The organism is Rhodococcus oxybenzonivorans (assembly GCF_003130705.1).
GTDB lineage: Bacteria > Actinomycetota > Actinomycetes > Mycobacteriales > Mycobacteriaceae > Rhodococcus_F > Rhodococcus_F oxybenzonivorans.
The window spans coordinates 920,258-940,547 of record NZ_CP021355.1; the positions used below are offsets into that span (position 1 = coordinate 920,258).

At 65.1% G+C, this 20,290-nt stretch carries 16 protein-coding genes; 10 read left to right on the forward strand and 6 right to left on the reverse strand.

The window, feature by feature from the left end; translation table 11 throughout:
- Positions 1-70: 70 nt before the first annotated feature.
- Positions 71-1,408, reverse strand: a complete 1,338-nt coding sequence (locus tag CBI38_RS35340) for a C40 family peptidase (RefSeq protein ID WP_109336024.1) — start codon at positions 1,406-1,408, stop codon at positions 71-73.
- 270 nt (positions 1,409-1,678) lie between these two features.
- The gene (locus CBI38_RS35345) at positions 1,679-2,725 is read right to left on the reverse strand and encodes a TIGR03617 family F420-dependent LLM class oxidoreductase (RefSeq protein ID WP_109336025.1); all 1,047 of its coding nucleotides are present in this window, start codon (positions 2,723-2,725) and stop codon (positions 1,679-1,681) included.
- Between the two features lie 180 nt (positions 2,726-2,905).
- On the opposite strand from CBI38_RS35345, the gene CBI38_RS35350 reads away from it, so the two are divergent.
- The 3 genes from CBI38_RS35350 (at position 2,906) to CBI38_RS35360 (ending at position 6,988) form a co-directional block, all read left to right on the forward strand.
- Complete coding sequence (locus CBI38_RS35350) at positions 2,906-4,117, forward strand: acetyl-CoA C-acetyltransferase (protein ID WP_109336026.1); 1,212 nt, start codon at positions 2,906-2,908, stop codon at positions 4,115-4,117.
- A gap of 17 nt (positions 4,118-4,134) precedes the next feature.
- Complete coding sequence (locus CBI38_RS35355) at positions 4,135-6,285, forward strand: 3-hydroxyacyl-CoA dehydrogenase NAD-binding domain-containing protein (protein WP_109336027.1); 2,151 nt, start codon at positions 4,135-4,137, stop codon at positions 6,283-6,285.
- Positions 6,286-6,361: 76 nt separating this feature from the next.
- Complete coding sequence (locus CBI38_RS35360; RefSeq protein ID WP_109336028.1) at positions 6,362-6,988, forward strand: TetR/AcrR family transcriptional regulator; 627 nt, start codon at positions 6,362-6,364, stop codon at positions 6,986-6,988.
- Here the strand turns inward: CBI38_RS35360 and CBI38_RS35365 are convergent.
- The gene (locus CBI38_RS35365; RefSeq protein ID WP_109336029.1) at positions 6,981-7,940 is read right to left on the reverse strand and encodes an NAD(P)H-dependent flavin oxidoreductase; all 960 of its coding nucleotides are present in this window, start codon (positions 7,938-7,940) and stop codon (positions 6,981-6,983) included. The genes CBI38_RS35360 and CBI38_RS35365 overlap by 8 nt on opposite strands.
- A 164-nt stretch (positions 7,941-8,104) precedes the next feature.
- Between CBI38_RS35365 and CBI38_RS35370 the strand changes: the two genes are divergently transcribed.
- From CBI38_RS35370 to CBI38_RS35400, 7 genes are all read left to right on the forward strand, one after another.
- Positions 8,105-9,283: a TetR/AcrR family transcriptional regulator gene (locus tag CBI38_RS35370; protein ID WP_109336030.1), complete on the forward strand. Its 1,179-nt coding sequence runs from the start codon at positions 8,105-8,107 to the stop codon at positions 9,281-9,283.
- A 261-nt stretch (positions 9,284-9,544) separates the two neighbouring features.
- Entirely contained in the window at positions 9,545-10,657 is a 1,113-nt protein-coding gene (locus CBI38_RS35375; protein WP_109336031.1) for a LuxR C-terminal-related transcriptional regulator, read from the forward strand.
- The gene (locus CBI38_RS35380; protein ID WP_109336032.1) at positions 10,654-11,850 is read left to right on the forward strand and encodes a helix-turn-helix transcriptional regulator; all 1,197 of its coding nucleotides are present in this window, start codon (positions 10,654-10,656) and stop codon (positions 11,848-11,850) included. The genes CBI38_RS35375 and CBI38_RS35380 overlap by 4 nt, the downstream gene beginning before the upstream one ends.
- A 348-nt stretch (positions 11,851-12,198) precedes the next feature.
- On the forward strand, positions 12,199-12,651 hold the full coding sequence (locus CBI38_RS35385; RefSeq protein WP_009472350.1) for a ketosteroid isomerase-related protein: 453 nt from the start codon (positions 12,199-12,201) through the stop codon (positions 12,649-12,651).
- A gap of 33 nt (positions 12,652-12,684) precedes the next feature.
- A complete protein-coding gene (locus CBI38_RS35390; RefSeq protein WP_109336033.1) occupies positions 12,685-13,188 on the forward strand; it encodes a ketosteroid isomerase-related protein in 504 nt (167 codons plus the stop codon).
- 2 nt (positions 13,189-13,190) lie between these two features.
- Positions 13,191-14,765, forward strand: coding sequence for an AMP-binding protein (locus CBI38_RS35395; protein ID WP_109336034.1), 1,575 nt, complete (start codon positions 13,191-13,193; stop codon positions 14,763-14,765).
- A 64-nt stretch (positions 14,766-14,829) separates the two neighbouring features.
- The gene (locus tag CBI38_RS35400; protein ID WP_109336035.1) at positions 14,830-16,329 is read left to right on the forward strand and encodes an aldehyde dehydrogenase family protein; all 1,500 of its coding nucleotides are present in this window, start codon (positions 14,830-14,832) and stop codon (positions 16,327-16,329) included.
- 548 nt (positions 16,330-16,877) lie between these two features.
- On the opposite strand, the gene CBI38_RS35405 is transcribed toward CBI38_RS35400, so the two are convergent.
- Genes CBI38_RS35405 through CBI38_RS35415 form a run of 3 tightly spaced genes read right to left on the reverse strand, consistent with a single transcriptional unit; the run spans position 16,878 to position 20,273 of the window.
- Positions 16,878-17,480, reverse strand: coding sequence for a TetR/AcrR family transcriptional regulator (locus tag CBI38_RS35405; protein WP_009472354.1), 603 nt, complete (start codon positions 17,478-17,480; stop codon positions 16,878-16,880).
- Positions 17,481-17,505: 25 nt separating this feature from the next.
- Entirely contained in the window at positions 17,506-19,089 is a 1,584-nt protein-coding gene (locus CBI38_RS35410) for an AMP-binding protein (protein WP_109336036.1), read from the reverse strand.
- A gap of 29 nt (positions 19,090-19,118) precedes the next feature.
- Positions 19,119-20,273: an acyl-CoA dehydrogenase family protein gene (locus CBI38_RS35415; RefSeq protein WP_109336037.1), complete on the reverse strand. Its 1,155-nt coding sequence runs from the start codon at positions 20,271-20,273 to the stop codon at positions 19,119-19,121.
- Positions 20,274-20,290 lie beyond the last annotated feature (17 nt).

Consider the following 20,290-nt stretch of genomic DNA (forward strand, 5'->3'; position numbering starts at 1 on the left):
TGGCTCCGTGGGTCGGGAGGGGCGCACTCCGGATGGTCGAGCCCGTGTCGGCGGATCCCCGGGTGCCGTCTCACACCACTCGCCGCGCTTTCATTCCGTCGAACACGGGCGCGATCCGAACCACGTCGCCGGTGGTGGGCGCGTGCACCATTTTGCCGCTGCCGAGGTAGATTGCCACGTGCCCGGGGCCGGCGGGACCCCAGTTGCCGAACAGCAGATCACCGGGTCTGGCGTCGGCGAGGGGAATCTCGGTACCGACGTTCCACTGAGTTTCCGACGTCCGAGGTAGGGAGACATTCTCTGTTGTTGCGGCGTGGACGGCGTAGGAGGTGAGTCCGGAACAGTCGAAACCGCCGCCGGAGGGCCCGTTCACGTTGCCGCCGCCCCACACGTAGGGAAGGCCCAGATAGCGTAGGGCAGCCTCGACGATCCTGCCGCCGACGCCTCCCCAGTCGCCCGACCCAGGATCGAGGATCGACGCGAAGCGGGATTCGGCCGCGCGGATCTTCGCCACGTAGGGCTTTGTCTGATTCTCGTAGTCGGGGAGTCCCGAGGGCATTCCGCCCGATCGGCGGACCGCTCCCACGCCGGCGTTGTATCCGGCGAGCGTCAGGTCCAGCACGTCACCCGAGACGAGGCCGGCCTGCTTCCACGAATCGATCTCCTCGTACATGTCGCAGAGTAGATGTCCCGATGCCATGACCGAGTCGCCGACGGCAAGGACATCCACCTTTCCGTCACCGTCGGCGTCGCGCCCGTATTTCGCCCAGGTGCCGGGCATGAACTGGCCGGGACCACGGGCGCCATCCGGCGACACGGGCGCCGAGGCGCCGTATCGGAAGTTGTTCTCCGCCGAGTACAAGGCCGCCAGGACAGGGGCCTTGATGCCGTCGCAGATGCTTCCCGCCTTCTGAAACCAGGGGACGAATACTGCGATCGCCCCCAGCTGTGAGGCTGCCCGAGTGGGGGCGTCGGACACGGTGGGGAGGTGGGAGATTCCGGAGACGGCAAGCGGCGTCGAGTCGAATTGTTCAACGGGGTCACCATACTCGAGGACGGTCCCGTCGGATTCGGGTTCGTGCTCGGCGGCAGGAATATCGCCCGTGGTGTCACCGGTCGCGTCGGGTGGGGGAGAGGCACTCTCGGGCGGTGGCGAGTAGGCGCCTATCGCCTCCTGGACGGCATCTGCGGTATCGGTGATTGCTTGCTGCACTGCGCCTTGCGCCTCGGGAGGTAGCTGCTCGACGGCGTCGTTGACCTGTTGCCCGATCGCGGGTGCGGCATCGGTGATCTGTTGCACCTGTTGGGTACCATAGTCTTTCAAGGCCGGAGGCGCCTCCGATCCGTGTACCGCGCCACCGAGCGCTGTGGCGACTGCGACAATGATCGCCGAAGGATCGACCGACATCTACTTCCTCCCGTGCTGTGACCCAACCCTGTGAAAACTTCTGATGTGATCCAAGTCTCGACCACTGGGCGGCTATGTTCCTCACACCATTTGGGGATAAGGGTCCACCTTTAGAGAGATTCGCGGGGTGTCGTGTCGGTACTTCCCTTGCGGGCGGGACGCGCCCCTCGAATCGAACTGGCCGATCCGACGACGATCGCGCCGGGCCGGTCCGGCGATGATGTCGCCGCCTCACCAGGGTGACCGCGGGTGGGCGGTGGGCGTTGCGGATCAGGGCGTTGTGGGCCGATTGTGGACTCCGGAGACAACCGTGCTCCGGGTCGCTGCGTCGAGGCCGTACGGGGTGTACAGGGTGAATCGGTCGATGATGCCGCCGAACCTGCGTGATATCTCGGCCGCGGCCGCGTCGGGCTCGCCGACGACCGCGAAGGTGCGCAGGACGGTGTCGTCGATCAGCCGGGTCATGGACGCCCAGTCGTCGAGCTTGGACAGCCGGTGGAGCTCGGTCTGCAGATCACCCCAGCCGTGAAGGTCGAGGACCGCCCGGTACGCCGGGGTGGACCCGTAGAAGGCGATCTGTTTGCGCACGGCGGTCGCCGCTTCCTCGAATTGCCGTTCATCTGACCCGGTGACGACGAGTCCGGGATAGGACAGGGTGAAATCTTCGAAGACTTTTCCGGCCTTGGCGAGGGCCGATTTGATCTGCGGGACGGTCACTTCCCGGAGATATCGTTCGGTAGTGAAGCCGTGGACGAGCATCCCGTCCGCGACCTCGGCGGCGACGGACGTCATCTGCGGGCCCACGGCGGCGATCATCACTTGGGGAGGCCCGAATTCGTTACGCGGAGGCCGGAACATCGGTGTCATCAGGGTATGGCTGTAGTAATCCCCGCGGAAGTCGAGGGCTGTCTGGTTTTGCCAGCTCTCCCAGATGGCGTGGAGCGCCCTGACGAATTCCCGCATCCTCGGCGCCGGCGCGGACCACGGCATGCTGAACCGGCGCTCGATGTGCGGCTTGATCTGTGATCCCAGTCCGAGCGTGAATCTCCCGGAGCTGAAGGACTGCATGTCGTTGGCGACCGTGGCGAGGGTCATGGGATTGCGTGCAAATGCCACGGCGATGGCGGTGCCCACGTGGAGTCGGGGTGCGTTCTCCGCGGCGAGCAGGAGCGGCAGGAAGGGGTCGCGACTGACTTCCGTCGACCACACCCCGTCGAAGCCGGCCCGTTCCGCGAGTCCGACCTGCTCGTGTATCTCGTGGAGGCTTGCCCCTGCCGTCCCGTCGATGGATCCGCCTATGTTGCCGTCGATCAGCATCCGAACTCCCTACCCTCCAACATCCAGTCAGGGTTGACTGGATGTTGGTTCGACGATACCGTGAGCGAACGGTCGGCGACAGTGGTTCGACCGCAGGTTCTTCACTTCGTCCCCTGTGGCTCTGCGCATCTCGCAGATCGCGTCCCCAGGGGATTCGTTCACGATCCGAGGAGAGTTGCCTTGTCTGAAGAGGCATTTGTATACGAGGCCATTCGCACGCCTCGCGGTAAGGGCAAGAACGGAAGTCTGCACTCGGTCAAACCGATCGACCTCGTGGTGGGCCTGATCGACGAGCTGCGCGCACGGTTTCCGGACCTGGACCCGGGCTACATCGACGACATCGTGCTGGGTGTCGTCTCCCCGGTCGGCGAACAGGGTGGTGATATCGCCCGGGCCGCGGCGTTGGTGGCGGGCCTGCCTCTGACGGTGGCCGGACTGCAGATCAACCGGTTCTGCGCATCCGGACTCGAGGCGACGAACCTCGCCGCCCAGAAAGTACGGTCGGGCTTCGAGAACCTGGTGATCGCCGGTGGCGTCGAGTCCATGTCGCGAGTGCCGCTGGGCAGCGACGGAGGTGCCCTCTTCAACGACCCGACGACCGCATACGACCTCCACTTCGCTCCGCAGGGAATCGGTGCGGACCTGATCGCCACGATCGAGGGTTTCAGCCGCGAAGACGTCGATGCCTACGCTGCGCGGTCGCAGGCCCGCGCCGAGGCCGCCTGGTCCGGTGGATATTTCGCCAAGTCGGTCGTTCCGGTCAAGGATTTCAACGGTGTCCCGCTGCTCGATCACGACGAGCACCGCCGTCCGGGCACCACCGTCGAATCGCTGGCCTCGTTGAAGCCGTCCTTTGCGGCACTCGGTCAACAGGGCGGCTTCGATGCTGTTGCGCTGCAGAAGTATACGTCGGTGGAGCGGATCAACCACGTCCATCACGGCGGTAACAGTTCCGGCATCGTGGACGGCGCGGCGCTGGTCCTGATCGGCAACGAAAAGGCCGGCAAGCAGTTCGGCCTCACACCCCGCGCCCGGATTATCGCCACCGCTGTCACCGGGGCAGACCCTACGATCATGCTCACCGCCCCCACCCCGGTGGCGCTGAAGGCACTCGATGTCGCCGGACTCACCGTCGACGACATCGATCTGTTCGAACTGAACGAGGCGTTTGCCTCGGTGGTCCTGAAATTCCAGAAGGATCTGGCCATTCCGGACGAGAAACTCAACGTGAACGGCGGCGCGATCGCCATGGGCCACCCCTTGGGAGCGACCGGCGCGATGCTCGTCGGAACGGTGATCGACGAGTTGGAGCGGCGCGGCGACCGGCGCGCATTGATCAACCTGTGCGTCGGTGGCGGCATGGGTATCGCGGCCATCATCGAGCGAGTCTGAAAGGCAACGGCAACAACATGAGTGCAACATCAACCATCACGTGGTCGCAGGATTCGGACGGAATCGTGCTGCTGACCCTCGACGATCCGGCCCAGTCCGCAAACACCATGAACTCGCAGTACGTCGAGTCCATGGGCAACGTACTCGACCGGCTCGAGGCCGAGCGTGACTCTGTCACCGGTGTCGTGATCACGTCGGCGAAGAAGACCTTCTTCGCGGGCGGTGACCTCAACGACCTGGTCCGTGCCACCGCGCAGGATGCGGTCAAGTTCACGGACTTCGCGAATGGGATCAAGGCCCAGTTCCGACGTCTCGAGACCCTGGGCCGTCCGGTGGTGGCGGCGGTCAACGGTGCCGCCCTCGGCGGTGGCCTCGAGATCACCCTGGCCACCCACCACCGCATCGCGGTCGATTCGAGATCGGTGATCTTCGGACTGCCCGAAGTGACGCTCGGGTTGCTCCCCGGTGTCGGCGGAATCACCCGGACCGTTCGGATGTTGGGGCTCGAGAAGGCACTGACGAGCCTGCTGCTGACCGGGAAGACGTTCAGCCCCGCGGCCGCGAAGACACTCGGCCTCGTCGACGACCTGGTGGCCAGCGCCGACGAACTCGTTCCCGCCGCCAAGACGTGGATCAAGGACAACCCCGAGGGCGGTGTACAGCCGTGGGATCGGAAGGGGTTCCGGATCCCCGGCGGCACCGCGCTCAATCCGGCGGTGACGGCGAACCTGCGCCGCACCGTGGCAGGGGCACCCCTGGAGGCGCCGCGGGCCATCGTCGCCGCCGCTGCCGAGGGAGCGTTGGTCGACCTCGACACGGCAGCACAGATCGAGACGCGCTACTTCGTCGGCCTTGTCACCGGTCAGGTGTCGACGAACATGATCAAGGCACAGTTTTTCGATCTGCAGAGCATCAAAGCCGGCGGAAGCCGGCCGGAGGGGCATCCCAGGTTCGCGGCACAGAAGGTTGGCGTGATCGGCGCCGGGATGATGGGTGCCGCGGTGGCCTACGTCTCGGCGAAGGCGGGAATCGACGTCGTGCTACAGGACGTCTCGATCGAGTCGGCGCGAAAAGGGAAGGCCTACGCCGAAAAGCTGGAGGCCAAGGCCCTCGCTCGTGGAACAACGACCGAGGAGAAGTCCGCCGCGCTACTCGCCCGCATCACCGCGACCGACAATCCGGCCGACTTCGCGAATGTCGATTTCGTCGTCGAGGCGGTCTTCGAGAGCGTGGAGGTCAAACAGGCGGTCTTCAAGTCGATCCAGGACGTCGTCGCCCCCGACGCCGTGCTGGGCTCGAATACGTCGACGCTGCCGATTACCACGCTGGCCGAAGGCGTCGACCGTAAGGAAGACTTCATCGGGGTGCACTTCTTCTCCCCGGTCGAACGGATGCCGTTGGTCGAGATCATCGTTGGCGCACACACCGCACCGGCAACATTGGCGAAGGCGTTCGACTTCGCGCAGCAGATCAAGAAGACCCCGATCGTGGTCAACGACAGCCGCGGCTTCTTCACCAGCCGCGTGATCACGAAGTTCCTCGACGAGGCCGCCGCCGCGGTCGGTGAGGGCATCGAACCGGTGATCATCGAGCAAGCGGGGGCCCAGGCCGGCTATCCCGCACCCCCGCTGCAGCTGCTCGACGAGCTGACGTTGACCCTGCCGCGCAAGATTCGTCAGGAAGCCCGTGCGGCGGTCGAGGCGGACGGCGGCGTCTGGGTCGAGCACGGATCGGAGGCCGTCCTCGACCGGCTGGTCGAGGAACTCGATCGTCGAGGTCGGTCGACCGGTGGCGGCTTCTACGAGTACGACGAGTCGGGCAGCCGCGTCGGCCTGTGGCCGGGGCTGCGCGACGCCTTCCAGTCGGGGAGCACCGAGATCCCGTTCGACGACCTCAAGGAACGGATGCTGTTCGCGGAGTCCCTCGAGACGGTGCGCTGCCTCGACGAAGGGGTCCTGACGTCGGTCGCCGACGCCAACGTCGGGTCCCTGCTCGGTATCGGGTTCCCGGCGTGGACTGGCGGCGTCCTCCAGTACATCAACGGCTACCCGGGTGGGATCGCGGCGTTCGTCGAGCGGGCACGCGTACTTGCCGCCCGGTACGGCACTCGCTTCGAGCCGCCCGCCTCACTGGTGGCCAAGGCCGAGCGCGGAGAGACCTACGAGTAACGGCGTCATTTACGATCGGGGTTGGCACCACTGTGGGCAGTGGTGCCAACCCCGTTGAGGGCTTTTCTCCGAACGGATGGAGCTGATGTCGGTGTCGATCAGTGACGCCTCGGTCAAGCGCACCCAGCAAGAACGGCGGGCGATCACACGCAGGCAGATACTCGACGCCGCCGTTGCGGTGTTGTTCCGGGACGGCTACTCCGCCGCCACCACGTTGCGGATCCAACACGAGGCGGGGGTGTCCCGCGGCCGTCTCTTACAACAATTTCCCTCCCGCGAAGCGCTGCTCGTCGCCGCCGTCCAGCATCTCGCGACGGCGCGGATGGAGGACATGCGGCATCGCGACGATTGGCCACACGACCCCACAGAGCGCATCGACTGGGCGATCGAGATCATGTGGCCCACCTTCCACCAGCCGTATTTCTGGGCCGCGACCGAGCTGTGGCTCGCCTCCCGCGCCAACGACAAGTTACGCGAAGCGCTGCTGCCGGAGGAGCGCCGGCTGGGCCACCTCGTGAGAGCAACGACCGACGCGTTCTTCGGCGGCGAGTTGTGCGCACGCCCGCGCTACGAGTTGGTACGCGAACAACTCAACACCTCGATGCGGGGTGCCGCACTGACCTATGCGCTCGATCCGCGCGATCCCGCCACCGACCCGCACCTGCACGAGTGGAAACTGATGGCGCGAGAACTGCTTACCTGACGGCCTGTACGGCGGAGCTATCCCGCGCCACCGATCTGGCGCGGGATTCCTCGTATTCCCGGGCGGTCTTCTCGATGAGCGTGGCGACCGAGAGGACCGCGTCCACCCCGGACACGCTGTGCCCACCACTCCACGCCGTGCGGTTGCTGAGCAATCGGTCCTGGCGGAAACCCTCGGATGCGGGATGCTCGGCCGCGGCAGCGTCTCCGGCCTGCCGATCGACCCAGCACTTGAGCAGGCTCGCCGGAATGCCACCTACCTGGGTCGAGAGCACGACGTCGTCGAGGCTCGCCTCGACCAGCGCGCGCCGATAGTCGTTGTCGGCCCGACTTTCGTCGGTGGCGATGAACTTCGTTCCCATGTACCCGAGGTCGGCGCCGAGAACCTGGGCGGCATGCAACGCCACGCCGTCACTGATACCGCCGGCCAGAACGATGGTGCCGTCGAATCGCTCGCGGACGGCGCGGACGAAGGAGAACGGGTTCGCCCAGCCCGTCTGGCCGCCGGCACCCGCGGTCAGGAGCACCAACCCGTCCACGCCCAAGGCGATGGCCCGGGCCGCATGCTGCAACGTCGCGACGTCGGCGTAGACCTGGCATCCGATCGCGCGCAGCGGGGCAAGAACGGGCTCGGGGGACCCGACACTGGTGATGACGAGTTCTACGCCGTGATCCACCAGGCACGCGAGGTCTTCGCGCAGTCGCCGGTTCGATCGGTGCACCACGAGGTTCGGCGCAAAGGGCGCCGACCTCGGGACCTCGCTCAGGGCCGTCTCGATGCGGGTGAGCCAGTGGTCGAGTTCACCGGTGGTGGCCGCATTGTGGGTGGGCAAGGATCCCACGACGCCTTCGCGGCACGCCGCGATGACCAGGTCGGGGCCGGATACCTCCGTCATCGGGGCGGCGATCAACGGAACGGTCAATCGATTCGCCAACGCTTCGGAAATGGACACGTCAGACTCCTTGCGAGAACCACGAGAGGCAGGGTGTGCACCTAAGTAAATGCCGGGAAATCGGCGATGGCGCATGCTAGGTTGAAATCAAGCTACAACCCCGGTAAGTAAATCTCAAGCCACATCGAATGCGCCGAAAAGGGGCGGGGAGCATCGACGAACCAGTGCGCCCGAGTCGAGCTCGGCTCACCAGCACTCCGCGTCCCCGCAACCGCAGGGCCCAGATCCTGGTGGCCGCGAGCGCCCTGTTCTCCGAACGCGGTTACCACAATGTGGGCACCGAGGACATCGCCTCGTCCGTCGGGATCACCGCCGGGGCCTTGTACCGGCACTTTCGGAGTAAACAGGAATTGCTCGCCTGCACGGTGGCCGAGAGCTTCGATCAGGCGGGTGAGTTGTTGATCTCACGCGGAATCGATGACCTCCCGGCACTGCTGCACGGTCTGGCGGAAACGGCCGGCACTCGACGTGACCTCGGAGTTCTGTGGAATCGCGAGATTCGACACCTGGCACCGGAGCGGCAGGCGTCCCTGCGTGACCGATTGCATGAGGTGGTGTCGCGTCTCTCCGCGGCGCTCGGCCATTCCGTGCCGGGGGTGGGCGCCGCTGACGCGGAACTGCTGGCGTGGTGCACTCTTGCGGTTCTGACCAGCCCGGGCTATCACCGCACCGAGATCCTGCCGGGCCGTTTGATCGACCTGCTCGCCACCATGGCCGTGGCCGTCAGCGCGGCGCCGTTGAACAGTGCAGCTGAACCGGCCGCCGATCTGCCCGGACGGGGCGGCATGGCGCCGGCCTCGCGCCGCGAGGCTCTCCTGGGCGCGGCCACCAGACTGTTCGGCGCGAAGGGGTACCAAGCAGTCACGATGGACGAGATCGCAGCCGCTGTGCAGGTCCACAGCGCCAGCGTGTACCGGCACTTCGATACGAAGGCCGATCTCCTGGCCGCCGTGATCGACCGGGGCGCGGAACCGCTCCAGTTGGGGCTGTCGCAGGCACTGTTCTCCGCGGACACCTCCCAGGAGGCTCTGGACGCCGCGGTCGATGCGTACATCGCGTTCGCGATGATCCACCACGACCTGCTGGCCGTGCTGACCTGCGAGGTACTCAGCCTTCCACCCGCCCGCCGGCACGCTGTGCGCAGCGCGCAGCACGACTACGTCGGGCAGTGGTTCCAACTGCTGCAAGAATCCCGGCCCGAACTCGACGACACCGAGGTGCGATTTCGTGTTCACGCTGCGTTGACAATCGTCAACGATGTATCCAGGACGGTACGGTTGCGCTGCATGCCCAACGTGCAGGAACGTGTGCGCCTGGCCACCCGCCGCGCATTGTATGGCTGACACTCCCCGCCCCATAGTTAAGGGCAATTCACTACCGATCGCGACCTCAACCCCGCACGATTTCAGCGCATACCCCCTGACGAGGGAGTTTTCAAGGTCGGCGCGTTGACAATAGTGATGCGGGTCACCACAATGGCAGACGTAAGTAAATCGTGAGCCACGACATGGTGAATTGAAGGCAGGTGCAGTGCCGCAGCATCCCGAGGAGGACGTCGCCGACATGGCGGCAATGGATGCCCCGCACCCGGAGATGGAGGAACAGTGAATACTTCCGCCGCCCAGCCGTCCGTCGCCCACCGGCTGAGCGAGATGGCGGCCGCGATGCGAGAAATGGCGGGGGTGGAGGTCACCGAGACCCGAAACGCGGGTGACACGATCGATGAGACCGGTGCTTTGTCCGCCATTCTCGACGAGCTACACCACGCGCAGGGCGTCCTCTACGAGCAGGCCTGCCTGACTCCCCAGCGCGGTCTGGAACGCGTGCTCGGTTCGCTGGCCCGCCTGCGCTCGGCGGCGACCGGGCCCGGCCAGTTCTTCAGTAGTTCGGCCGAAGAACTGTGTACCGCAGGGGGATTCGACCGGGTTCTGGTCTCTCGCATCCAGGGTTCGATGTGGATTCCGCACACCCTGCACCTGGTCTCCGAGGCCATCTCCGCCGCGCTGCGCAACTATCTGAGCGATCTGGAGATCCCCTTGAGCGCGTCGCCGCTCGAGGCCGATGTCGTACGGCGCCGGATCCCGATGCTGGTGAGCGATGCCGGGGCAGAAACCCGGACCTATCGTCCGCTCATCAGGTTGTCGAGGACCACAAGCTATGTCGTTGCGCCGGTGGTGGTCGACGGAACAGTCGTCGCCCTGCTTCATGCCGACACCAATATCTCAGGCCGGGTGCTGACGTCCGCGGACCGTGACATCGTTCGGCTCTTCGCCGACGGGCTGGGACCGATCTACGAACGGATGGTGCTCACCGAGCGACTGCGTGAGCAGCGTGACCGGCTCGGTATGGTCTTCAGCGCCACGGAAGCGATGATCGACGACGTTCACGGTGGCCCGCTGACCCTCGACGCCCCCATCGGGATGTTGCCCCCGGCGGCTGTCGATCCTTCTCGCCGAGATCGTGGGGCGGCGGGCGGATCGTCGGAGGTGCGGGTTACGGGTCGGCCCGAACGGCACTTGACCGCACGCGAGGTCGATGTGGTGGAACTGCTGTCGAAAGGCGCGTCGAACGCGGAAATCGCCGCCCAGCTCACCGTGTCCGAGAGCACCGTGAAATCCCATGTGAAACACATCTTCCGCAAGTTGGGTGCCACCAACAGGGCCAGCGCCATCGCGCGATACGGGAAGATGAAACGCTCGATGGGACGGACACTATGACACAGGCATTGATCGCAACGACGCAGCACCAGACTGTACGGGGATCCTTGCAGGGGTGGCGACGCAAAGACATCGAACTGATCACTCGGCTGGAGGCCATCCGGGACGAGATCTTCGCTGATGTCGGTTCGACCACTCTTCCGGGGATCCGGCACGAGCGTCCCGCCCATTCCGCAGAGGCGATCTCAGTCCTGACGCATCACTGCGTCGACGAGCTGCGACGGGCCGCGGCAGCCGACACCGCCAAGGTGGAGCGACTGACCAAGACAGTCCTCGACCTGCAGCAGGTGGCGATGGATCTGTACCTGAACGAAATGGGCCGCAGGACCGAACGTCTGGCCGAATGCTCGGCGGGACTCCACCGGTTGCGGACCGTCCCGAGCACCTCCGACCTCCTCGACCGCCTCTGTGAGGACGTGGCCGTTCGTTGCGGATTCCGGCGGGTGGTGTTGTCGCGGGTCGAGGCGGGAACCTGGAAACCGTGGAAGGCGTACCTGGGCGAGGGCGATGAATCGGACTCATGGTTCACCGACTGGATCGATCGCGGGATACCGTTCGACGAGCGGGCTCCTGAAGCGCGGCTGCTGACCGATCATCGGCCGGCGATCGTCTACGACACGGAAAACGCGCCGGTATACCGGCCGATCATCGTCGAGTCGGGTCGCTCACGCTCGTACGTGGTCTCCGCCCTGGTTCTCGACAACAACGTTGTCGGTTTGCTTCATGCCGACCACTTCCCGGTTCCGAGCCGGATCGACGAGATCGACCGCGACGTCCTGTGGGCCTTCACCGAAGGGGTCGGCTACATCTACGAGCGGACGTCGCTGATGGAGCGGTTGCGCAGCCAACGCGACCAGATCAGGGAAATCCTCTCGTCGACGGTGGCGACGATGGACGAGCTGTGCGAATCGGGGATGGCCTCGGCCGGCCGGGCAGACTCCGATCCTGCCGGAGCCGACTCGTCGGCGGACTTCGCCTCGCGTCCCAGCTTGGTCCCGCTCGCCGAATTCACCTCCCGCGAACAAGAGGTGTTCACATTGATGGCGGCGGGGGCGACCAACAACGACATCGCCGAGTCCCTCGTCATCACGGAGGGGACGGTGAAATCGCACGTCAAGCACATCCTGCGGAAGCTCGGTGCGACCAACCGTTCACAGGCCATTGCCTGGTCGATCGGCAACCGCACCGCGTAGTCGATTCGGCACCCTCTCATCAGCCTCACGCCGCCCGGCACTGTGCCGGGCGGCGGTTCTATCCCGGTGCCAAACCATGTTCCCCGGGTGCGCCGATTTCGGTACTGGCGACCACTCGACCGCCGTATCGGCATTCCGGACCGGACCTGCCGGCTCGGTGATCGTTGTCCCGATCCCCAGCGCCTCCTCGTCGGAGTATCCCCCTGTTGAGGGGTGGGTTTCCTCCCCAAGTAAGTCGCCGCCGGTGTGACCTACGCAATACCTTGAAGGTGTTCCTGAAGTGAGCGGAGCACATCGATATTCGAGTATCCGCGGGGACTATGACAACCACCGAGGAGAGCGATATTCATGAGTCATTCCTTTGCTGTCAAGTGGCTGAAGGCCTTCCGTGAGAGCCCCGAAGCGGTCGTTGCGTTGTACGCCGACGACTTCCTCTTCGAGGATCCCATCCTCGGCCAGAAGATCACCGACAGGGACGAGCTCCTCCGTGTCTTCGGGCCGTACGCCAACAAGGACACCGAAAACGGAATCGGCATCAACAACTTTCGGATCGATGAGGTTGTCGGCGACGAGAAGTCGGCGATCTACCGGTGGACCTGGAAGGCGCCCACGGCGACCGCTTTTGTCGGCGTCCCGACCAACGGGAAGGTGCCCGGAGCGCGGGGACTGACGTTCCACATCTACAACGAAGCCGGCCTCATCACCCGGGAAGCGAGCCTGTGGGACATCGCGACGGCAGCGGCGGACCTGGGACAGCCCGTCGACCCGTCCAGCGTGACCAAGTCCGCTGTTCTCGTCTGACACCGAACCCTGCGAAAGGAAACTACGAACACCATGAGTAAGCACGAAGAGCACGCCCGGCGCTGGATCACCGCGTTGACCACCGACACCGCGGCGACGGTCGCCCTGTACGCCGACGACCTGGTCTACGACGACCACGCCGACTCCGACCACGTCACCGACACCGCCATCACCAAAGATGAGCTGGCGCCGAAGCTCGCCCCGTACGCGAACACCGACACCGCCAACGGCGTCGGCCTGCACTCCTTCGAGATCACCGACTCGTTCCCGGTGGCCGGCGTGGCCGGAAACCCGGCCGTGGTGATCCTGTGGAACTGGACGGGCACCGGTCTCGAGACCTACAAGGGAGTCCCGACCCAGGGCAAGACGCTGTCCACCCGCGGCATCACCTGGCACCAGCTCGACAGCGACGGACAGATCGTCCGCGAAACGACGTACTGGAACGACACCCCTGTACTGCAGGAACTCGGAATCCCGATCATCACGCCGGAGTACTGGGTCGAAGGATTCGACCCGTCCGTCCTCGTTGGATCCTGACCATGTGGGGGCCGTTGCCGGACGTGCTCGATCGGGCATGTACCTACTACAAGGACAACGTCGCGATCGTCGATGGTGATCGTCGGGTGACCTACCGCGAGCTTCTCGACTGGCGCAACCAGGTAGCGAACGGACTCGTCTCTCTGGGGCTGCAGAAGGGCGAGCGCGTCGGCCTGCTGATGCCGAACTGCTTGGAATTCATCCCCACGCAGCACGGAATCTGGGCGGCCGGCGGGGTGTTGGTGCAGATGCCCACTCGCAATGCTGCCAACGCATTCCGGTCGAGTCTCTCCCAGACCGATGCCACCACGCTGATCTATCACGCCCAGTTCGACGCAGTCGTCGCCGAGATCAAAGGTGACCTGCCGAAGCTGCAGACCGTGATCCGGATCGGGAGCAGTCCGGCTTCGGCGCCCCCCGAGATCGGCGAAGTGTTCGGCTACGACGGACTCTTCCGATCGCAGCCGACGGTTCGCCCCGAGGTGGAGATCGACGTCCACGACGAGGCGTACGTCCTGTTCACCTCAGGGAGCACCGGGGACCCCAAGGGTGTGGTCAACTCGCACTTCACCTGGGGCCACTACAGCATCACCGCGGGTCTCGAGATCGGCGACATCGCCTGGGGTGAGGTCTTCGCGCACGGTGCGCCACTGACCCACTACACGCAGATCTTCGTCATGCCGACGTTCCTGCGGGGCGGCACCAACGTGATGCTGCCCGGGTTGGACGTGGACAAACTGCTCAGCACCATCGAGCAGGAGAAGGTGACCGCCACCGCCGTCGTTCCCACCATCATCTACCTGCTGCTCGACCATCCGCGCCGCGAAGCGCATGACCTGACTTCGCTGCGGACGATGATCTACGCGGGATCTCCCATCGCACCCGACCGGCTGCGTCAGGCGCTGGACGTGTTCGGCCCGATCTTCATCCAGGCCTATGCCGGGACCGAACCCGGGTACGTCTCCTGTCTGCGCAAGAACGAGCACCGGGTGGACAGCGAGGTGTGGATCAAACGGCTCGCCTCGGCCGGTCGGCCCCTGTTCCACGTCGACGTGACAATCCAGGACGAAGCGGATCAGGTGTTGCCGCTCGGCGAACCCGGCGAGATCGTGTCCCGCCAGCTCGGGCAGATGCTCAGCTACGTCGACGTCTCCCGCAACGCCGAGGCGCTGCGGGACGGCTGGGTGCACACCGGCGATATCGGTCGCCTCGACGAGGACGGGTTCCTCTACATCGTCGACCGCAAGAAGGACCTGGTGGTCACCGGCGGATTCAACGTGTTTCCGCGACAGGTTGAGGACGCCCTGGCCGGTCATGCCGCAGTTGCGCAGGCAGCAGTGATCGGAGTCCCCCACGAGAAGTGGGGCGAAGCGGTACATGCGGTCATCGTTCTCAAGAGCGGTGTCGCGGCAACCGAGCAGGAACTGATCGATCACGTCAAAAGGGAGATGGGCAGTGTCCACGCGCCCAAGACGGTGGCATTCGTCGACACCCTTCCGGTCAATCCGGCCGGAAAGATCGACAAGAAGTCGATCCGTGCCCCGTTCTGGGAAGGGCGGGACCGCCAGATCAGCTGACCGTCGAAAACCTTCGACACCGCATTGCTGTCGCTAGTCACATCAGAGAAAGAGGAGCACGCCGATGAGCGTCCCGCACTACTCGCTCTATATCAACGGCGAATGGGTTGATACCGGCGAGAACTACGAAATTCGCAGCCCTGCAACCGAAGAGCTCGTCGCCACCGTCGCCAAGGGCGGCGTGACACAGGTCGACCAGGCCGTCGCTGCAGCCAAGGCGGCGCATGAAGAGGGCACCTGGCGGCGTACTCCGCCCGCGCAACGCGCGGCCCTGCTCAACGATGTCGCCACGCGCCTCGGCGGCCGTATCGACGAGCTGGCCGCGCTCCAGACACGGGAGAACGGCGCCACCATCCGGATCACCGGGGCCCTGCATATCGGGTTGTCGATCGCTCAGATGCAGTACCTGGCTGACCAGGCCGCCACATACGAGTTCGAGACGGCGGGTCCCGAGATCGGGCCAGTGCCGGCCGAAGGCCTCGTCCGGCGCGAGCCGCTGGGTGTGGTGGCGGCGATCGTGCCGTGGAACATTCCGCTGCTGGTCATCGTGTGGAAGATTGCCCCGGCCCTCGCGGCGGGTAACACGGTCGTCCTCAAGCCCGACGAGCACGCCCCTCTGGTCGCGCTCGAGCTGGCGAAGGAGTTCGAGGCGGCGGGCCTGCCGCCCGGCGTGCTCAACGTGGTGACCGGCGATGGCGAACCCACCGGCGCGCACCTCAGCGGTCACCCCGATGTCCGCAAGGTGGCCTTCACCGGTTCCACCGCGGTCGGCAAGAGCATCCTGCGTCAGTCGGCCGACACCGTGAAGCGAGTGACCCTCGAACTCGGCGGCAAGGGACCGAACATCATTCTCGACAGCGCCGACCTCGACACCGCGATCGACGGTGCGCTGTTCGCGGCCCTGGCCAACAACGGCCAGGCCTGTGAAGCCGGCACCCGACTGCTGATTCCGTCGAGCAACCGCGACGAGATCGTCTCGCGTCTGGTCGAGCGTGCCCGCACGCTGAAGGTCGGTGATCCGCTCGACCCCGCGACCGGAGTCGGGCCGATCATCTCCAAGGTCCAGCATCAGCGGATCCTCGACTACTTCGCGATCGCCGAGACCGAGGGCGCCAAGGCCGTGATCGGCGGCGGCGTTCCCTCCGGTCCCGGGTTCGACAAGGGCTACTGGATCGAGCCGACCATCTTCGTCGGTGTGACCAACGATGCCAGGATCGCACGTGAAGAGGTGTTCGGACCGGTCCTGGTCGTGCTCACCTACGACTCGGTCGAGGAGGCGATCAAGATCGCCAACGACACCGATTACGGACTGTCCGCCGGGGTATGGGGCGACGAGGAAAAGGCGATCGAGATCGCCCGCGAACTCGATGCCGGCATGGTGTGGATCAATGACTGGCACGTCATTCATCCCGCCTACCCGTTCGGTGGCTTCAAGCAGAGTGGTCTGGGCCGTGAAGGCGGCCCCCACGCACTCGACGAGTACACCGAGGCGAAGTTCATCTCATTGAATCGCTCCCCGGGTCCGGAGGCGCGTGCCTTCGCGATCGTGATCGACCCGGTCTGATAGACACGGCCCCTGCACGATTCATCCCTCGGGATCGTGCAGGGGCCGCCATCCGTTCCGCATCACTAGCTGGGACCGCAGCGGAAGGGGTATCGCCACCGCGCAATTGCGGGATAGTGAACCGCGGAAAATTGGCGCACGTATTTCGGATCTTCGACCACCCCGCCCTCAGGTCTCTCGAGGGACCCTGGGTTGTCGCCTTCACGGTCGGCGCCACCGTGCTGCGTCAGCGCTCATGTCGCACCCGGTCGGACTGTCCGGCACCTTCGTTCTCTTCCCGTGCACGTTCTTCGGGGTGAACTTCGGTGCCGGCTGGCCGATGATCGTTGCGCTGCACGACGCGACCCCGTCGACCCGGCTCGTGGCGACCGGTTCGATGCCGATCTCGTGGGGCCTCTTGGCGTCATCCGCGGTGCGGCAGTTTCGTTCCGGAGCGCACGGCGGTAGTCGATGTCGAGTCGGAGACAGCGGCGGCGGCCCCGACTCTGCGGATCCAACGACAATCCTGCAGCGGTCATCCTTATACCGCCGCAGGATTCGTTGTGGTGCTAGGTCGTTGTCGAACTCACGCCGAGGACCGCGAGTGCCGAGTCAGCGAGGATCTGCCGTAAACGTTCGACTGGAAGCCCGACGCTGTGAAACAGCGTCGATTGAAGTGCACCGATGGCGGCGTGCACGACTGCCCTGGCTTCCCCGTCGTCGAGGTCTGTGCGCAGTTCGTCGACCAGGTGTACCCATTCCTCGATGTAGAGCCGCTGCTTGCGACGCAGGCGTCGGCGGTCGTCTTCGGGGAGGTTGTGAATCTCGTTGTGGTAAACCTGCGCGACCTCGCGTTTTCCGACGACGAATTCGATCTGTCCATCGACCAGCTCACGCAGCGCCTGCTCGAGTCCGATCCCGCTATCGAGGGTTCGTTCAGCGTCTGCGAGCAGGCGATCTATCGCGATGTCGAAGAGTTCGACGAGAACGGCGGACTTGCTGTCGAAGTGCCGGTAGATCGCCGAGCCGGTGATACCGGACGCCGCACCGATGTCGGCCATCGACACGGAATTGAAACCGTTTCGCGCCACCAGGTCCGCCGTGGCGGTCAAGATCCTGTAGCGGCGCGCCGGGTCCCGTGTGCGTACCGGCTCGGTTCTGTCGTCGATCATCCCACTACTCTCCACCATCGTCGTCTCACCTTCTTTCATAGTGCTCGGCAAACCGCTCGCGAACCACGTTCTTCTGGATCTTGCCAGTCGAGGTTCGGGGGAGCGCATCGACCACGATGATTGCTTTGGGGGTCTTGTACGGATCGATCAACTGTTTGATCTTGTCGATCAGCGTCGCGGGATCGACCATTGTGCCGGATGCCGGCACCACGACCGCGGTGATCGCCTCGCTCCATCGGTGGTGGGGGAGCCCGACGACAGTTGCTTCCGCGATGCGCGGATCGGCCTGATAGATGGCGCGCTCCACTTCGAGGGAGGAGACGTTCTCGCCGCCGGTCTTGATGACGTCCTTGAACCGGTCGGTGAACCAGAGGATGCCGTCGTCGTCGAACCGTCCGATGTCGCCGGAATGGAACCACCCGTGGTCGAAGGCCTCGGCGGTGGCCTCGGGGTTGTCCAGGTATTCGGTCATGGTGTGTGGGCTTCGGTAGACGATCTCTCCCTCGTCCCCCGTGGGCAGGAGTCCGCCGTCCTGTCCCATGATCGCCGCTTGTACCCCGATCACCGGCGTTCCGACAGCGCCGGTGTGGGTCAACTGGTGTTCGGGTCGGAACAGCGTGGTCGTCGGACTCATCTCCGTCTGGCCGAACAGCAGGTAGAAATCGCATGCAAAGACCTCGATGCAGCGTTCGATGAGATGCCGCGGCATAGGGGCCATGGCGTACAGCGCGCGGCGAAGCGAGGAGAGATCCCGGGAACCGACGTCCGAATGCTCGAGCATTTCGCTGTACATCATCGGGAGGGCGAAGATCTGGGTGATTCGTTCGGATTCGATCAGGGCTAACAAGCGGCGAGCGTCGAAGCGTCGTTCGATGAAGATTGTGGCTCCGACGAGGATCGCGGCGGTGCAGTGGGTGTTGAGTTGCGCGGTGTGGAACATCGGCATCATGGCCACGAACCGGTCGTCCTCACGGAACTGCGCCTCGAGCGCCATGGTCATCGACTCGAGGTAGATGGCGGCGTGGTTTCCGACCACCCCTTTCGGGAACGAGGTGGTGCCACTGGTGTACAGGTACGACAGCGGTGCGCGGTCGGCGATTACATGCTCAGGTTCGGAATCCGGTGAACCACTGGCCAGCTCCGCGAAGGCGGCGAGTGTGGGATCCCCTGTGGTGACCTCGCCGTCGATGAGAAAGATGTCAACGACGCTGACTGTAGCGGCGAGAGCGTCGTGAACTCGCGGTAGAAATTCGTTCTCGACGACGACCGCTGTGGCCGCCGAATGGTCAAGCACGTAGGAGATTTCGCTTGTGCCCCAGCCAAGATTGATCGGGACGCACACGAGCCCCAGTTTCGCGCAGGCGTAGTAGGTGACGAGGAACTCCGCGCAATTACCGGACGCGAGGGCGAGCGCGTCGCCGCTGCGAAGACCGTGACGGTGCAGCCCGTGTGAGACCCGGTTGACCCAGCTGTTGAACTCGCGGTAGGTGAATCGGCGGTCCCCGTCGACCAGCGCCAGTGCCTCGGGTCTGCGCCAGGCCGACCGGGTGAGGCTGTCACCGACGTTGATCCGGTGGATCAGATTGCGGCCGATTTCGGTGGTGGACATCGTGTTCCTCGGTTCGTGGAAGGGCGCTGTCAGTAGGACCGGGGCAGTTGCAGGCTGTGTTGGGCTACGTAGTTGAGGATCATCTCGCGGCTCACCGGGGCGATCCGGAGAAGCCGGGCAAGCCCCCACTGCGGGAGAAGCCCGTAGTCGTTGCTCAGTCCGTTGCCGCCGTGCGTCTGGATGGCGGCATCCGCCGCCGCGACCGCCGCCTCGGCGGCCGCGTACTTGGCCACGTTCGATGCCTCGGCTGCGGGTTTTCCGTGCTCGTACAACCATGCGGCCTTCGCGGTGGCCAGGGCGGCCAGTTGCACCTCGATCTGCGCCTTTGCCAGCGGGTGAGACAGTCCCTGATGCATCCCGATCGGCTGGCCCCAGACCGTGCGTGTCCGGGCGTACTCGGCCGCGCGGCCCAGGGTGAACCGGCCGACTCCGACACAGATCGCGGCGCCGGTAATCCGCTCGGGGTTCAGGCCGTCGAAGACCTGGGAAAAGCCCTCGTGTTCGACTCCCAGCAGGCTGTCGGCCGGAACGCGTACGTCGTCGAAGTGCAGGGTGAACTGCCTTTCGGGGAGCGCGACCCCGACCGGGAGCACGTTTTTGACCAGCCCCGGGGCATCAGTGGGGATCAGGAACAACGACAGTTGAGCCCGCCCGGTCACCTCGTCGTGCCCGGTACGGGCGACGACCACGAGCGCCTCAGCCTCATCGACACCCGAAATGTAGTACTTCGTGCCGTTCAGAACGTAGTCGTCGCCGTCGCGAACGGCGTGCGTGGACAGTTCGTGCGTATTCGACCCTGCGTCGGGCTCGGTGATCGCGAAGACCACCTTGGTCTCGCCCGACGCCATGCCCGGAAGCCATCGCTGCCGTTGGTCGTCGCTGCCGTACTTGGCGATCAATTCACCGGAGATGGCGCTGGAGACGAGCAGGAGCAGAAGCGGGCAGCCGTGGGCGGCGGTCTCCTCGCACACCAGCGCCAGCTCCGTCATGCCGGCGCCGCCCCCGCCGTACTCCTCCGGGAGGTTGATGCCGATGAAACCGCTGTTACCCAGTGCCTTCCAGAGATCCGTGGTCGGTTCGTGGGCCAAGGCGTGGCGGGTGTAATAGTCGGGACCGAACTTGGTGGTGATGGCGGCGACCGCCTCGCGGATCGCGACGTGCTCGTCGGATTCGATGAAATCCATGGTGGTTCCTCCGTGGG

Coding starts and splice junctions, on each gene's coding strand:
- CBI38_RS35395 (WP_109336034.1), top strand. CDS start 13,191: ATGTGGGGGCCGTTGCCGGACGTGCTCGATCGGGCATGTACCTACTAC.
- CBI38_RS35390 (WP_109336033.1), top strand. CDS start 12,685: ATGAGTAAGCACGAAGAGCACGCCCGGCGCTGGATCACCGCGTTGACC.
- CBI38_RS35380 (WP_109336032.1), top strand. CDS start 10,654: ATGACACAGGCATTGATCGCAACGACGCAGCACCAGACTGTACGGGGA.
- CBI38_RS35360 (WP_109336028.1), top strand. CDS start 6,362: ATGGAGCTGATGTCGGTGTCGATCAGTGACGCCTCGGTCAAGCGCACC.
- CBI38_RS35355 (WP_109336027.1), top strand. CDS start 4,135: ATGAGTGCAACATCAACCATCACGTGGTCGCAGGATTCGGACGGAATC.
- CBI38_RS35415 (WP_109336037.1), bottom strand. CDS start 20,273: ATGGATTTCATCGAATCCGACGAGCACGTCGCGATCCGCGAGGCGGTC.
- CBI38_RS35405 (WP_009472354.1), bottom strand. CDS start 17,480: ATGATCGACGACAGAACCGAGCCGGTACGCACACGGGACCCGGCGCGC.
- CBI38_RS35385 (WP_009472350.1), top strand. CDS start 12,199: ATGAGTCATTCCTTTGCTGTCAAGTGGCTGAAGGCCTTCCGTGAGAGC.
- CBI38_RS35410 (WP_109336036.1), bottom strand. CDS start 19,089: ATGTCCACCACCGAAATCGGCCGCAATCTGATCCACCGGATCAACGTC.
- CBI38_RS35340 (WP_109336024.1), bottom strand. CDS start 1,408: ATGTCGGTCGATCCTTCGGCGATCATTGTCGCAGTCGCCACAGCGCTC.
- CBI38_RS35345 (WP_109336025.1), bottom strand. CDS start 2,725: ATGCTGATCGACGGCAACATAGGCGGATCCATCGACGGGACGGCAGGG.
- CBI38_RS35400 (WP_109336035.1), top strand. CDS start 14,830: ATGAGCGTCCCGCACTACTCGCTCTATATCAACGGCGAATGGGTTGAT.